Raw genomic sequence first — 12,525 nt, forward strand, 5'->3', positions numbered from 1 at the left:
GTGCCATTTTGGATGATGTATTTTTCTGGCGCCCGGGTCAGCCGACGCCGCCGTAGCGCTGAACGATGGAAGGCCACACCGTCTTGGTCCAGGCCAGACCATCGACAATGGCTGTCAGTCGCCGCAGGGAGGCAGCCATGCCCAGATCCCGCATGTGCCCGTCGACCAGCATGACGTTCGATCGTGGCTCGCCCGTGCGCTTTAGGAAGGTATGACCGTGCAAGACATCAAGCACCCAATCCCAACCCAGACTGATGTAAGGACGACGCCCCGCGATCCATTCGGTGAACCCGGTCACCTCAGTCACGTCACCACACCCCGGAATGGGGGCCGCCTCCGGTACGTCCAGACCCGAGGCGAAGTGACGCAACCGGACAGTGCTCAAGGCCTGCTCCGGCAAACGGACGAGTCCATCGTCCGATACCCGAACGACGGACGTCATTGGCTGTTCTGTTCTCATCTGCTCACGCGTTGTTATTGGTTTGAAGCGCTTCATTGTTGCCAGACATTAGCGCGCCGGTGTGTTTCTAGGCATGTCAACGTTGACAGGTTCAGAGATCCCGATACCCGGCCAGAGGGCGTCGGATGAACATCTGGCGCGAAGACCTCCTGACCCGACTGAACGCCGCGCACGGTGCAACCGAAGTGTTCTCGGTGATCGAGCTTGAGAGCAAGGCACTTGGCTTCGACCACCTGGCCTACGGTGTGCGCTTCCGCTATCCACTGAGCAACCCCCGCATCGTTCTGCTCAACAACTACCCGGAACAATGGCAAACCCTTTACGCCGAGCGTGGATACATCAATAACGATCCCGTGGTCATGCGTGGAATGGCATCGCAACTGCCCTTCGTCTGGTCCGAACACTACTCACAGGCCAGCGACACGTTCTGGGAAGAAGCCAGGCAGTTCGGCATTGCCAACGGTTGGTCTCAATCTGCCACGGACTGTCGCGGCCGGCAGAGCCTGGTGTCTTTCGTTCGCGGCGCCGAGTGTCTGAGTTCGGCCGAGCTATTCGCGAATGGGGCGCGCTTGAGCTTTCTCGCCCATGCGGGCCATGAGTACCTGTGTCATCAGTTGGCCCGCGAACACCACGCGCAAGATCTCGGCGAACTGACGACCCGTGAGGTCGAGGTCTTGCGATGGACCGCCGAGGGCAAGACTGCCGGGGAGATTTCGATTCTCATGGGCATTTCCGAACGCACCGTGAATTTTCACGCCGCCAACACCATGGCCAAACTCAACTGCGCCAACAAGACCGCCACCGCGGTAAAGGCAGCCATTCTGGGATTGCTGGATTAAGCTTGAAGCGCCGCCGTTCGGCGATCGGGCGCTGGAGCCACCGGCTGGGTCGGGGGGCTGGCCGTACTTGGCATGTCGCTCTACACCCGCTTAATACGGATTCAGACGCTCAACCCGGCTCATGCGAGTCGGCCGTTTTGGATCACACCCTGAGGCAACAGCGGAGGCAAGTGATGAGTCCACGCCGACCGAAGACATGGCATGCCCAAGCAACAGCGCTGGCCGTGCTCGGCGTAAGCGCCCTCGCACTCGCGCTCGTAGCGCCCATCCCACAGTCGCCGCAGTATCACCAATTCGCCGACACGCGCGCACTTGCAATCGGCCGCCTGCTCATTCCCAACGCTGCCGATGTCCTGAGCAGCCTCGCCTTCTGTGCGGCGGGCCTTGCAGGCCTGGTGCGGGGAGCGCACGCGCCGCCCTCGCAGCGCATGGCGCTGAGGGTGTTCTTCATCGGCCTGGTCCTGACTGGGGCGGGTAGCGCCTGGTACCACCTCGACCCCAGCAGTGCCAGCCTGTTCTGGGATCGCCTCGCCATGTGCATCGCGTTTGCCGGTGCACTCGGCGCCCTTGCCGGCGAGCGCCTCGGCGACCGAGCGGCTCGGCGCTGGCTCGGTGGCTGGCTGTTGCTGGGCGCGTCGGCGCTGGCCCTATGGGTACTGAAGGACGACCTGCGGCTATACGTTCTGACGCAGTTCGGCGGCTTCATGGTCCTACTGATCTGGCTGCGCCACAGTGTGCGGCCCGGGGCCTGCGCCTTGCCATGGGGATGGCTCCTGGTGGCATACGGGCTGGCCAAGGTTTTCGAGGCCGCCGACACCAGCATCTGGACGCTCTCCGGGCAGCTTATCGCTGGACATGCACTCAAGCACCTCGCCGCCGCCGCGGGTGTCATCCCGCTGCTGATCGCCCTGTCACGTGCAGACCGGGGCCTGGATCAAGGCTCGGGCGGCAGGTAGAGACTTTCCTTGACCTCCTCCATCACCACGTAGCTGCGCGATTCGGTTGCCGACGGCAGCTTGAGCAGGATGTTGCCAAGCAGGCGCCGGTAGTCGCTCATCTCGGCGATACGCGCCTTGATCAGGTAATCGAAGTCACCCGACACAAGGTGACACTCCATCACCTCGGGGACAAACGCGAGCTCCTTCTTCACGCGGTCGAAGGTGTCGTTCGACTTGGCAGCGAGCTTGAGTTCGACGAACACCAGCAAGGGCCGGCCAAGCGCCCGCGGGTCGACGCGGGCGTGGTAACCAGTGATGACGCCCTCGCGTTCGAGACGGCGCACACGCTCGGTGCACGGGGTCGCCGACAGCCCCACACGCTGGGCAAGCTCGGTCATCGACAGGCGGCCGTCCTTCTGCAGCAGATCGATGATCCGGCGGTCTATGCGGTCGAGATCGCGCATTTCACTCCTGAAGTGCCCTGGCACGGGGCAACAAAGTTCATATCACTAGAATCGACCATTAGTTAGGTGATTTTCACTGCATTTTGCTGACTAAACTGCCGATATTCAACAGCTACAAGACAGGAGACACCAGGATGAACGTGATCGTACTCGGAAGCGGCGTGATCGGCACCACCACCGCCTGGTACCTCGCGCAACGCGGCGCCCGGGTAACGGTCATCGACCGCCAGCCTGGTGCCGCGCTCGAGACCAGCTACGCCAATGCCGGCCAGGTCTCGCCTGGATATTCGACGCCCTGGGCCGCACCCGGCATTCCCCTCAAGGCCGTGAAGTGGCTGTTCCAGCGCCACGCCCCACTCGCGATCCGTGCCGACGGCAGCCTGTTCCAGCTGCGCTGGATGGCGAGCATGCTCGCCAACTGCACCAGCGCGCGCTATGCGGTGAACAAGGAACGCATGATGCGCGTCTCCGAATACAGCCGCGACTGCCTGCGCACCCTGCGTGCCGAAACCGGCCTGCACTACGAAGAGCGCAGCCGCGGCACGCTGCAGCTGTTCCGCACTCAGGCCCAACTAGACGCAGCTGCGCGCGACACGGCCGTACTCGACGAGTGCGGCGTACCTTATGAACTGCTGGCCGGCGACGCGCTTGGCGGCGCCGAGCCCGCACTGGCCAGCCGGGCCACCCCGCTCGCCGGGGGCCTGCGCCTGCCCAACGACGAGACCGGCGACTGCCACCTGTTCACCACCCGGCTCGCCGACATGGCACGCGCAGCGGGTGTGGAGTTCCGCTTCGGCGTCGATGTGCGCGAACTGCTCAAGCGTGGCGGCCACATCGACGGCGTGCGTGTCGCGGGAGCAGAGGGCGACGAGATCCTGCGCGCCGACCGCTACGTGCTGGCCTTCGGTAGCTACTCCCGGCAGATGGCAGCCAGCCTGGGGCTCGAACTGCCGGTGTACCCGGTCAAGGGCTACTCGCTTACGGTACCGCTGGTCGATGCCGCCGCCGCGCCGGTGTCGACGGTGCTCGACGAGACCTACAAGGTGGCCGTGACCCGCTTCGACGACCGCATCCGAGTTGGAGGCATGGCCGAGCTCGGCGGCTTCGACCTGCGCCTGAACCCACGCCGGCGCGAAACCCTGGAGATGGTCGTCGGCGACCTCTTCCCCGGCAGCGGCGACCTGCCCAAGGCAGAATTCTGGACCGGGCTGCGGCCGATGACGCCCGACTCGACGCCGATCATCGGCGCCACCTCCTACCCCGAGCTTTTCCTCAACACCGGTCACGGCACGCTGGGCTGGACCATGTCCTGCGGTGCCGGCGCACTTGTCGCCGATCTCGTCTGCGGCCACCAGCCGGCGATCCGCCATGACGACCTCGGCCTCGCCCGCTACGGTCGCAAGGCGGGCGGCAGCACCGCGGGCTACACCCTGTCACCCGCCTGAATCCCCTGCTCATCAGTCGTGGAGTCATGCCATTGGGGCCGCGCTATTGCGGCCCCAATGCGTTGACTGCACCATCGAGCCTGTACATTGCACCCCGGATGCCTACCATGCGCCCTGCCCGCGCCCAGATCGACCTCGCCGCCCTGCGTCACAACTACCGCCTCGCCCGCGAGCGCCACGGCGCGCGCGCGTTGGCGGTAGTCAAGGCCAACGCCTACGGCCATGGCGCGGTGCACTGCGCACTGGCGCTGGCCGCTGAGGCCGACGGCTTCGCGGTTGCCTTCCTCGAGGAAGCGTTGGTGCTGCGCGCCGCCGGTATTCGTCAGCCGCTGCTCCTGCTCGAAGGCGTGTTCGAGGCGGCTGAGCTTGCCGAGGTCGCGCGCGAGGGGCTATGGATCGTCGTCCACCATGAGGATCAGGTACGGATGCTCGAAACGACGCCGATGGCAGCCCCCATCCACGTCTGGCTGAAGGTGAATACGGGCATGAACCGGGCCGGCTTCGCGCCAGCGGAAGTCGGCACCGTGTGGGCACGGCTGAAAGCCTGCAGGCAGGTTGCCGACATCACCTTGATGACGCACTTCGCGCGCGCGGACGAACCACAGGTGATCACCACTGCGGACCAGATCGAATGCTTCCAGGAGGCGACCGCCAACCTGCCCGGCGCGCGCAGTCTTGCCAACTCGAGCGCCATCCTGGGCTGGCCAGACGCCCGGCGCGACTGGGCGCGCCCCGGCATCCTGCTCTATGGGGCCGACCCGATGCCGGCGCCAGACAACGGCCTCAAGCCGGTGATGACGCTCGAAAGCGCGGTGATGGCGGTACGCGAGATCGCTGTCGGAGAAGCGCTCGGCTACGGCGGCCGCTTCGTCGCGCAGACACCCACGCGTGTCGGACTGGTGGCGATGGGCTACGCCGACGGCTATCCGCGCACAGTGCCGGACGGCACACCGGTGAGCGTGGGCGGAAAGCCCAGTCGCATCATCGGGCGGGTCTCGATGGACATGCTCACGGTGGACCTCAGCGCCCTGCCGACTGCGAACATTGGCACCCGGGTCGAGCTGTGGGGCACCGAAGTGCCGGTCAACCGCGTTGCCGCGGCTGCGGGCACGATTGCTTACGAACTGCTGTGCAACGTGAAGCGGGTGCGTTTGGAATACATCGGCTGAGCGGCGACCGTCACTCCCGCACGCGGTCAATCACGACGCTGAGTCCCTCGCTGTCGGGCGAAACCACCGGGCTTGCGCCCTCGAGGTCGCCGCTGCGCGCCGTCGCGTCACCGCCCTTTGCAACCCGGGCCGCGACGACGACACGCTCGGGGATGGGCATGTCGCCCATCATCAGTGTCGCGCCATCGAAATCGAAGTCGAGCGGCAGTTCCGCGGCCGTGAAACGCAGCGCCGCGAACGGCGGACCGCCGGCTTCGGCACGCACGAACACGAACACGACATCTGCTGGCTGCACCTTGTCCGCAAGCTCGGCAGACAGGCTGAGACGGCCGCTGATCGTCAGTACCGGGGCGGCCGCCGCCGGCGCTGCCCCCTCGAGCGCAGCCAGCGGTTCGAGCCCGGCCTTGGCGCGCGCGTCGTTGATGCTGTCGCGCAAACCCTTCGCCATGTCGTTGGTCGCGGGAATCTGCGCAAGGATGCGTTCCCAGTGCCCGGCTGCGGTCGCGAAGTCCTTGCGCTGGTATGCACCGGTGCCTGCAATGGCGAGCGCCTTGACATGCTGGGGCGCCACCGCCAGCGCACGCTGCGCCAGCGCCTCGGCCTCGCCCTGCACCGTTCCGCTCACCACCGCAGTGGCATCTGCCCAGTCGGCCAGGACATCGGGGTCGTCGGGCACCAGCGCCCCCAGACGCGCGAACGCAGCGACCGCCTTCGGGTAATCCTCCAGCACCATGTAGGTGCGCGCGAGCATGGTCCAGCCCTCGACGTTGTCGGGCTCCTGCTCGAGACGGGCCACGAGCTGGCCCACCATGTCGTTGACCTGTTCGCGGGTGAAACCTTGCTGCGTGGTGAGGTTTGCGGGATCGAGCGCCTCCGGCTCTCCGATCGCCAGGTAGGAGGCGATGGCCACGGCCGGGATGCTCACTGCCATCGCCACCGCCCAGCCGCGGCTCGGGCGCACGTCGGCACGCTCAGCCGCTTCGGCAGCCGCCTCGCCCTCTTCGAGCGCGCGGCGCTCGAGCTCCTCGCGACTGCGGGCATGGCTTTCGGCGTCGATCTGGCCGGACGCGAGGTCTGCATCGAGCTCGGCCAGCTGCTCGCGCAGCACGGTCAGCGCCATCGTGCTCTGACGCGCCTGCTCGCGCCGCTGGCGCGCACCTGCGCCCAACAGCGGCGGAACGATCAATAGCAGGGCACCGGCCAGCAACAGGCCGGCAAGAAGGATAAAGGCGGTCACGAACGGGACTCCGGTGATTCAGATTTCGGTGCTGCCTCGTCCGCTCCCGCGAGCAGGACGCGCGCACGTTCGCGCTCGGCGGCGCTCAGGCCATGATCGGCCGCCACTTCTTCCTGCCTGCGGCGCAGCCGCCAGGCCAGCCAGCCGGCGCCCCCGAACAGGAGCAGTGCCGGCCCCACCCACAGCACGGCAGTCGAGGCACGGAATGGCGGCTGGTAAAGGACGAAGTCGCCATAGCGGGCGACGACATAGTCGATGACGTCCTGCTTGCTGTTGCCGGCCGCGAGCTGTTCGCGCACCTGGTCGCGTAGATCGACCGCCAGCGGCGCATTGGATTCCGCAATCGACTGGTTCTGGCACACCAGGCAGCGCAGCTTGTGCGACAGCTCCATGACGTCAGCCTCGAGCGCGAGGTCTGCCGCCACCGTCGGCGCCAAGCCGGGGTCGGACGCAGGCTGGCCCTCAGCCCAGGCGGACTGCCCGCCCGCGAACATGAGCGCGCAGGCAGCCAGGCGCAGCGTCCGGAGCGCAAATTCCTTGTAGTGATCAGCCGGCACGGCGGACCTCCTCGATCTTCGGTAGCAACACCTGCTTCAGCACCTCGGGCGTGATCGGGCCGATGTGCTTGTAGCGGATCTTGCCCTCGCGATCGATCAGGAAGGTCTCGGGTACGCCATAGACGCCAAAGTCGATGCCAACGCGGCCATCGATGTCGAGCACGGACAGCACGTAGGGGTCGCCATGGTCGGTCAGCCAGCGCCGGGCGCGCTGGATTGCAAGGTCGGTTTCGGTGTCGAGTGCCATACCGCGTACGTTGAGCGCCCCGTCACCACGTACCTCCTTGTAGTTGAGGCCAACGATGGGCACCAGCTTCTGCTGCGCCATGCGCACCAGAACGGGGTGCTCCTCGCGACAGGCGACACACCACGACGCCCACACGTTGAGCAACCACACCTCGCCGCGCATTTCCTCGAGTGCGAAGCGCTGCTCGGGCTGATCGAGGCGGGCAAGCGTGAATTCGGGCGCCGGCTTGCCGATCAGCGGCGAGGGTACCTCGCGCGGGTTGAGGGTGAGGCCGAAGCCGAGGAACGCGGCAAGAGCGAAGAACAGCAGCAGCGGAACGAGAAACTTTGCTTTCATGAGGCTTGTCCGGTCTCCACTCAGGCTGCGCCGGCAACGCTGCGCCCTGCGCCGACCTTGGCATCGCGCTCGGCAAGGCGGCGATAACGGCGGTCGGCCGCGGCAAACAGTCCGCCAAGACCCATCAACGTGCAACCCAGCCAGATCCAGCTGATGAAGGGCTTGTAGTACAGGCTGACGATCCATGCCCCGGTCTCGAGCTGTTCACCAAGCGATACATACACGTCGCGGAACGGGCCGATGTCGATCGAGGCCTCTGTCATCGGCATGCCCTGCGCCCAGTAAAGGCGTTTCTCGGGCGTCAGAGTCGCAATCGCACGACCGTTGCGCGTTACGTCGATGATGCCGCGCGCGGCGTCGTAGTTGGGGCCATCGGCGTCGATCGCGCCACGGAAGGTGAAGGTGTAGCCCGCAAGCTCTGCACGCTGTCCTTCCTGCATCTTGACGTCAAGGTGCTGATCGAGGCTGCCGACCATGGTGACGCCGATGATGAACACGCCAATTCCGAGGTGTGCGAGCCACATACCCCACCAGGATGCAGTGATCGAGCGCAGGCGCGATCCGACCGATGCACCGGCGCGCTCCTTGAGGCGGCCATAGAGCAGCTGGATGCTGGCCAGCACCACCCAGGCGGCAAGGAACAGGCCCAGCGCTGTGCGCCAGGTCAGGTGATCCACCGCCATCGCCGCACCGATTCCGATCAGGATGCTGGCAACGAAGGCTGGCGCGACCTTGCGCGCCGCCGCGACGAAATCATCGTCCTTCCAGCGCAGGAAGGGGCCGAACATCATCAGTACCACCACCGGCGTCATCAGCGGCACGAACACCGCCTCGAAGTACGGCGGCCCCACCGAGATCTTGCCCAGGTTGAGCGCATCGAGGAACAGCGGATAGAGCGTGCCGAGCAGCACCGACGCCGAAGCCACGGTCAGCAGCACGTTATTGCCTAGCAGCGAGGTCTCGCGCGATACCAGCGCAAAGCTACCGCCACCCATCAGCTTGTTGGCACGCATCGCGTACAGCATCAGCGAAAAGCCGATCACCAGCACGAGCAGGGCAAGGATGTAGAGACCGCGCTTCGGGTCGGTCGCAAATGCATGCACACTGGTGATGACGCCCGAACGCACGAGGAAGGTGCCGAGCAGCGACATCGAGAACGCCGCGATCGCCAGCAGCACCGTCCAGCTACGGAACGCACCACGCTTCTCGGTGACCGCGAGCGAGTGGATCAGCGCGGTGCCAAGCAACCACGGCATGAAGGAGGCGTTCTCGACCGGATCCCAGAACCACCAGCCGCCCCAGCCGAGCTCGTAGTACGCCCAGCCCGAACCGACCGCGATACCCGCAGTCAGGAACACCCAGGCCACCGTGGTCCATGGCCGCGACCAGCGCGCCCAGGCAGCGTCGAGCCGGCCGGAGAGCAGCGCGGCAATGGCGAACGCAAAAGCCACCGAGAAACCGACATAACCCATGTAGAGCAGTGGCGGGTGGATGATCATCCCCGGGTCCTGCAGCAGCGGGTTCAGGTCACGGCCCTCGGCCACCGCCGGCAGCAGGCGGTCGAACGGGTTGGAGGTAACGAGCGTGAAGGAGATGAAGCCGACGCTGACCCAACCCAGCACGCCGAGCACGCGGGCCATGAAGGCCTCGGGCAGGTGGCGCGAGAACACCGTCACCGCCACCGTCCACAACGACAGCGACATCGCCCACAGCAGCAAGGAACCTTCGTGGTTGCCCCATACGCCGGTGATCTTGTACATCAGCGGCGTGGCGCTGTGCGAGTTCGACGCGGCCAGCTGCACCGAGAAATCACTGGTGACGAAAGCCCAGGTCAGGCATACGTAGCTGAACAGGATGAAGAAGAACTGACCCTGTGCTGCAGGCCGGCCGACTGCCATCAGCGCCATGCTGTTGCGGCTGGCACCGACCAGCGGCACGATGCCCTGCACCAGCGACAGCACCAGCGCGAGGATGAGCGCGAAATGTCCGAGTTCGGGAATCATGGCGTCACTGGCTCACGGTTTGGGCGGCTTTCTGCGCCTGCTCGACCGCGTGTGCGGCCTCGGGTGGCATGTAGTTCTCGTCGTGCTTGGCGAGTACCTCCGTCGCACGGAAAATGCCGTCGTCCTCGAGCCGCCCCTGCACCACTGCGCCCTTGCCCTCCTTGAAGAGGTCGGGCAGCGTGCCACGGTAGGTCACCGGAATGACCTTCGCGGTATCGGTGATGGCGAAACGTACGGTGAGTCCATCGGCCTCTCTCGCGATCGAGCCATCCTCGACCATGCCGCCGATGCGGAAGGTCTTGCCCAGGGGCGCCTTGCCTTCGGCAACCTCGGAAGGCGTGTGGAAAAACACCAGGTTTTGCTGGAAGGCGCTCAACACGAGGGCGACCGCCGCCACCAACAGGGCGACACCGCCGCCAACCAACATCAGACGCTTGCTACGGGCTTTCATCTTTCAGACTCCAGGGCGGGCTCGAACTCGCCGCCATCATGCTTGCCAACTTCCTTGCCGACCGCCCGCCGCCAGCGCAGCAGTCGGCGCGTCGTGTCTCTCCGACGCTGGAACACGAGCACGAGTTCCAGCGCGAGCAATCCGAAGGTGACGGCGTAGCTGCCCCAGACGAAGATGGCTGCACCGCCCATGTCCCAGAACGCGGACCAGCTTTCCCATTGCATCAGGCACGTCCTCCCTTGTTCGCTGCAACGGCCTGCAATTCCTTCTCAAGCACCGTGCCCACCCATTCGGTGTGGCGCTCGCGCTCGAGGATCATCGGGCGCACCCGCCACAGCACCACGGCGATGGTGTACATCCACGCCGCGATCGCCATCACCAGCATGCCGGCGAGCATCGTCGCCGCCATCGACGGCGCCTTGGTAAGGCTCACCGAAGCACCCTGGTGCAGGGTGTTCCACCAATTCACCGAGAAATAGATGATGGGCACGTTCACCGCACCGACCAGTGCGATGATGGCGCCGGCACGGTCGGCGCGGCGCGGGTCCTCGATCGCGCGCGTGAGCGCGATGAAGCCGAAATAAAGGAAAAGCAGCAGCAACTGCGAGGTCAGGCGTGCGTCCCACACCCAGTAGGCCCCCCAGGTCGGCTTGCCCCACAGCGCGCCGGTCCACAGCGCCAGGAAACAGAAGATCGCGCCAGTGGGCGCCAGCGCCTGGCTCATCACGAAGGACAGGCGCGTGTTCATGACCAGGCCGACCGCAGACCAGAAGGCCATCACCAGGTAGATGAACATCGACATCCAGGCCGCAGGCACGTGGATGAAGATCACCCGATAGACCTCGCCCTGGGTTGCATCGGTGGGTGCCACGAAAAAGCCCAGCCAGAGGCCGGCAAGGGTGAGCACGACCGCCAGGGCTGCGAACCAGGGGGCAAGCTTGCCAGCGAGCGGATAGAAGTACTGCGGGGATGCGAAGCGGAGCACGCTGCGACTGCGTTCGGAGGTCGTCATGCGAAGATCGGTCGTTGTCTCGTCTCAAGGCCACACACGCAAATGCGCGGCCACATCATCATTCGGTCGAAATCCTGAGCGCCGCGGCGCACGCCCAGGGGGCAAGCGCCACCGCACCGGCCAGCCCGCCACCAAGCAGCAGCAGGTGAGCCAAGGCACCACTACCCGACACCTCGGCCTCGACCGCCCCCGCACCGAAGATCAGCACCGGCACGAACAGCGGCAGTACAAGCAGCGCCAGCAACATCCCGCCACCTCTCAGGCCAAGCGTCAGGGCGGCGCCTACAGCGCCCAGCAAGGTCAGGATCGGCGTGCCCAGCGTCAAACTTAGTACCAACACCGAAAGTCCACCTTGCTCCAGGTCAAGCAGCAAGGCCATCGCAGGCGCAACCGCAATCACCGGCAGGCCGGTGCTGAGCCAGAAGGCCAGCACCTTGGCCATCACCCATACAGCAGCAGGCTCTCTAGACAGGAGGAGTTGCTCCAGGGTTCCGTCCGCATAGTCCTGTGCAAACAGCCGGTGCAAGGACAACAGGCACGCGAGCAAGGCGGCCACCCACAACACGCCGGGTGCGATCGCGCGCAGCTGGTTGGGCTCGGCACCGACACCGAACGGGAACAGACAGACGACGATGACGAAGAAGGCCAGCGTCACCAGTACGTCGGCGCGCCCGCGCCACGCCAGCAATAGGTCGCGGCGCAGCACGGCGAGGAAGGTGCTCAGCATGCAAAGGCTCCGACATCGAGCACCGCGGGTGGGCGGGCAAAGGGTGCATCCTGGTGGGTGGTCATCATCACGCAGCCACCGTCCGCACAGTGTGCGGACAGGGTCGCGGCCAGATCGGCCACCGCGTGCACGTCGAGTGCAGTGAAGGGTTCGTCCAGTACCCACAACGGCCGCCGCGCCGACAGGAACAGGCGGGCAAGCCCCACACGCCGGCGCTGGCCCTGCGACAGCACCCGTGCGGGGAGATCGAGCTGGTTCTCGAGACCGATGCGGACAAGCGCCTGTACGCAGTCATCCTCGGCGACATGGTCGCCTCCCGCGGCACAGGCAAAGCGGAGGTTCTCGAGCGGGCTGAGCAAGTCGTTGAGGGCCGGCGCATGGCCGAGATAGAGCAGTTCGCCATGGAAGGCTTCGCGCTCGCGGCGGATACAGTGGCCGCGCCAGCGCACCTCCCCGGCTTCCGGCAAGGCAAGGCCGGTGACCAGGCGCAGCAGGCTGGTCTTTCCTACCCCGTTGGGGCCGGCGATACGCAGCATTTCGCCCGCCTGCAGGCGAAAGGCGAGGTCGCGGAACAACAGGCGATCGCCCTTCAGGCAGGCGAGATCTTGGGCTTCGAGCATGGGGACGGATTGAACCACAG

The 12,525-nt window shown here is 65.7% G+C and carries 15 protein-coding genes; 4 read left to right on the forward strand and 11 right to left on the reverse strand.

The window, feature by feature from the left end; translation table 11 throughout:
• Positions 1-37: 37 nt before the first annotated feature.
• A complete protein-coding gene (locus C662_RS05730) occupies positions 38-496 on the reverse strand; it encodes a DUF4902 domain-containing protein (RefSeq protein ID WP_332306949.1) in 459 nt (152 codons plus the stop codon).
• Positions 497-585: 89 nt separating this feature from the next.
• Between C662_RS05730 and C662_RS05735 the strand changes: the two genes are divergently transcribed.
• Positions 586-1,299 carry an autoinducer binding domain-containing protein gene (locus tag C662_RS05735; protein WP_002926031.1) on the forward strand — a complete coding sequence of 238 codons (714 nt, stop codon included), beginning with the start codon at positions 586-588 and terminating at the stop codon, positions 1,297-1,299.
• A 173-nt stretch (positions 1,300-1,472) separates the two neighbouring features.
• Positions 1,473-2,255 carry a hypothetical protein gene (locus C662_RS05740; protein ID WP_002926033.1) on the forward strand — a complete coding sequence of 261 codons (783 nt, stop codon included), beginning with the start codon at positions 1,473-1,475 and terminating at the stop codon, positions 2,253-2,255.
• Here C662_RS05740 and C662_RS05745 read toward each other — a convergent pair.
• Positions 2,234-2,701, reverse strand: a complete 468-nt coding sequence (locus C662_RS05745; RefSeq protein ID WP_002926036.1) for a winged helix-turn-helix transcriptional regulator — start codon at positions 2,699-2,701, stop codon at positions 2,234-2,236. The two genes, C662_RS05740 and C662_RS05745, sit on opposite strands and share 22 nt — an antisense overlap.
• A 134-nt stretch (positions 2,702-2,835) precedes the next feature.
• Between C662_RS05745 and C662_RS05750 the strand changes: the two genes are divergently transcribed.
• Positions 2,836-4,146 (forward strand): D-amino acid dehydrogenase, encoded by a 1,311-nt coding sequence (locus C662_RS05750; RefSeq protein ID WP_002926037.1) that lies wholly within the window; start codon positions 2,836-2,838, stop codon positions 4,144-4,146.
• Between the two features lie 107 nt (positions 4,147-4,253).
• Positions 4,254-5,315 (forward strand): alanine racemase, encoded by a 1,062-nt coding sequence (gene alr, locus C662_RS05755; RefSeq protein WP_002926039.1) that lies wholly within the window; start codon positions 4,254-4,256, stop codon positions 5,313-5,315.
• A gap of 10 nt (positions 5,316-5,325) precedes the next feature.
• Here alr and ccmI read toward each other — a convergent pair whose 3' ends face one another.
• From ccmI to ccmA, 9 genes are read right to left on the reverse strand one after another with little or no spacing between them, the layout of a single operon-like run.
• Positions 5,326-6,552, reverse strand: a complete 1,227-nt coding sequence (gene ccmI, locus C662_RS05760; RefSeq protein ID WP_002926041.1) for a c-type cytochrome biogenesis protein CcmI — start codon at positions 6,550-6,552, stop codon at positions 5,326-5,328.
• A complete protein-coding gene (locus C662_RS05765; RefSeq protein ID WP_002926043.1) occupies positions 6,549-7,109 on the reverse strand; it encodes a cytochrome c-type biogenesis protein in 561 nt (186 codons plus the stop codon). Before C662_RS05765 ends, ccmI begins: the two co-directional genes overlap by 4 nt.
• On the reverse strand, positions 7,099-7,692 hold the full coding sequence (locus C662_RS05770) for a DsbE family thiol:disulfide interchange protein (RefSeq protein ID WP_002926045.1): 594 nt from the start codon (positions 7,690-7,692) through the stop codon (positions 7,099-7,101). The genes C662_RS05765 and C662_RS05770 overlap by 11 nt, the downstream gene beginning before the upstream one ends.
• A 20-nt stretch (positions 7,693-7,712) precedes the next feature.
• Positions 7,713-9,695 (reverse strand): heme lyase CcmF/NrfE family subunit, encoded by a 1,983-nt coding sequence (locus C662_RS05775; protein ID WP_002926047.1) that lies wholly within the window; start codon positions 9,693-9,695, stop codon positions 7,713-7,715.
• Positions 9,696-9,699: 4 nt separating this feature from the next.
• Positions 9,700-10,146, reverse strand: a complete 447-nt coding sequence (gene ccmE / locus C662_RS05780; RefSeq protein ID WP_002926049.1) for a cytochrome c maturation protein CcmE — start codon at positions 10,144-10,146, stop codon at positions 9,700-9,702.
• Positions 10,143-10,370 (reverse strand): heme exporter protein CcmD, encoded by a 228-nt coding sequence (gene ccmD, locus C662_RS05785; protein WP_002926051.1) that lies wholly within the window; start codon positions 10,368-10,370, stop codon positions 10,143-10,145. The genes ccmE and ccmD overlap by 4 nt, the downstream gene beginning before the upstream one ends.
• Positions 10,370-11,158, reverse strand: coding sequence for a heme ABC transporter permease CcmC (gene ccmC / locus C662_RS05790; RefSeq protein ID WP_002926053.1), 789 nt, complete (start codon positions 11,156-11,158; stop codon positions 10,370-10,372). Before ccmC ends, ccmD begins: the two co-directional genes overlap by 1 nt.
• A gap of 58 nt (positions 11,159-11,216) precedes the next feature.
• Positions 11,217-11,885, reverse strand: a complete 669-nt coding sequence (ccmB, locus tag C662_RS05795) for a heme exporter protein CcmB (RefSeq protein ID WP_002926054.1) — start codon at positions 11,883-11,885, stop codon at positions 11,217-11,219.
• Positions 11,879-12,505, reverse strand: coding sequence for a cytochrome c biogenesis heme-transporting ATPase CcmA (gene ccmA, locus C662_RS05800; protein ID WP_002926056.1), 627 nt, complete (start codon positions 12,503-12,505; stop codon positions 11,879-11,881). Before ccmA ends, ccmB begins: the two co-directional genes overlap by 7 nt.
• Between the last annotated feature and the right edge of the window lie 20 nt (positions 12,506-12,525).

Source organism: Thauera sp. 28 (assembly GCF_000310145.2).
Classification (GTDB): Bacteria; Pseudomonadota; Gammaproteobacteria; order Burkholderiales; family Rhodocyclaceae; genus Thauera; species Thauera mechernichensis.

Coding starts and splice junctions, on each gene's coding strand:
- C662_RS05730 (WP_332306949.1), bottom strand. CDS start 496: ATGAAGCGCTTCAAACCAATAACAACGCGTGAGCAGATGAGAACAGAA.
- C662_RS05735 (WP_002926031.1), top strand. CDS start 586: ATGAACATCTGGCGCGAAGACCTCCTGACCCGACTGAACGCCGCGCAC.
- C662_RS05740 (WP_002926033.1), top strand. CDS start 1,473: ATGAGTCCACGCCGACCGAAGACATGGCATGCCCAAGCAACAGCGCTG.
- C662_RS05745 (WP_002926036.1), bottom strand. CDS start 2,701: ATGCGCGATCTCGACCGCATAGACCGCCGGATCATCGATCTGCTGCAG.
- C662_RS05750 (WP_002926037.1), top strand. CDS start 2,836: ATGAACGTGATCGTACTCGGAAGCGGCGTGATCGGCACCACCACCGCC.
- alr (WP_002926039.1), top strand. CDS start 4,254: ATGCGCCCTGCCCGCGCCCAGATCGACCTCGCCGCCCTGCGTCACAAC.
- C662_RS05770 (WP_002926045.1), bottom strand. CDS start 7,692: ATGAAAGCAAAGTTTCTCGTTCCGCTGCTGCTGTTCTTCGCTCTTGCC.
- C662_RS05775 (WP_002926047.1), bottom strand. CDS start 9,695: ATGATTCCCGAACTCGGACATTTCGCGCTCATCCTCGCGCTGGTGCTG.
- ccmE (WP_002926049.1), bottom strand. CDS start 10,146: ATGAAAGCCCGTAGCAAGCGTCTGATGTTGGTTGGCGGCGGTGTCGCC.
- ccmD (WP_002926051.1), bottom strand. CDS start 10,370: ATGCAATGGGAAAGCTGGTCCGCGTTCTGGGACATGGGCGGTGCAGCC.
- ccmC (WP_002926053.1), bottom strand. CDS start 11,158: ATGACGACCTCCGAACGCAGTCGCAGCGTGCTCCGCTTCGCATCCCCG.
- ccmB (WP_002926054.1), bottom strand. CDS start 11,885: ATGCTGAGCACCTTCCTCGCCGTGCTGCGCCGCGACCTATTGCTGGCG.
- ccmA (WP_002926056.1), bottom strand. CDS start 12,505: ATGCTCGAAGCCCAAGATCTCGCCTGCCTGAAGGGCGATCGCCTGTTG.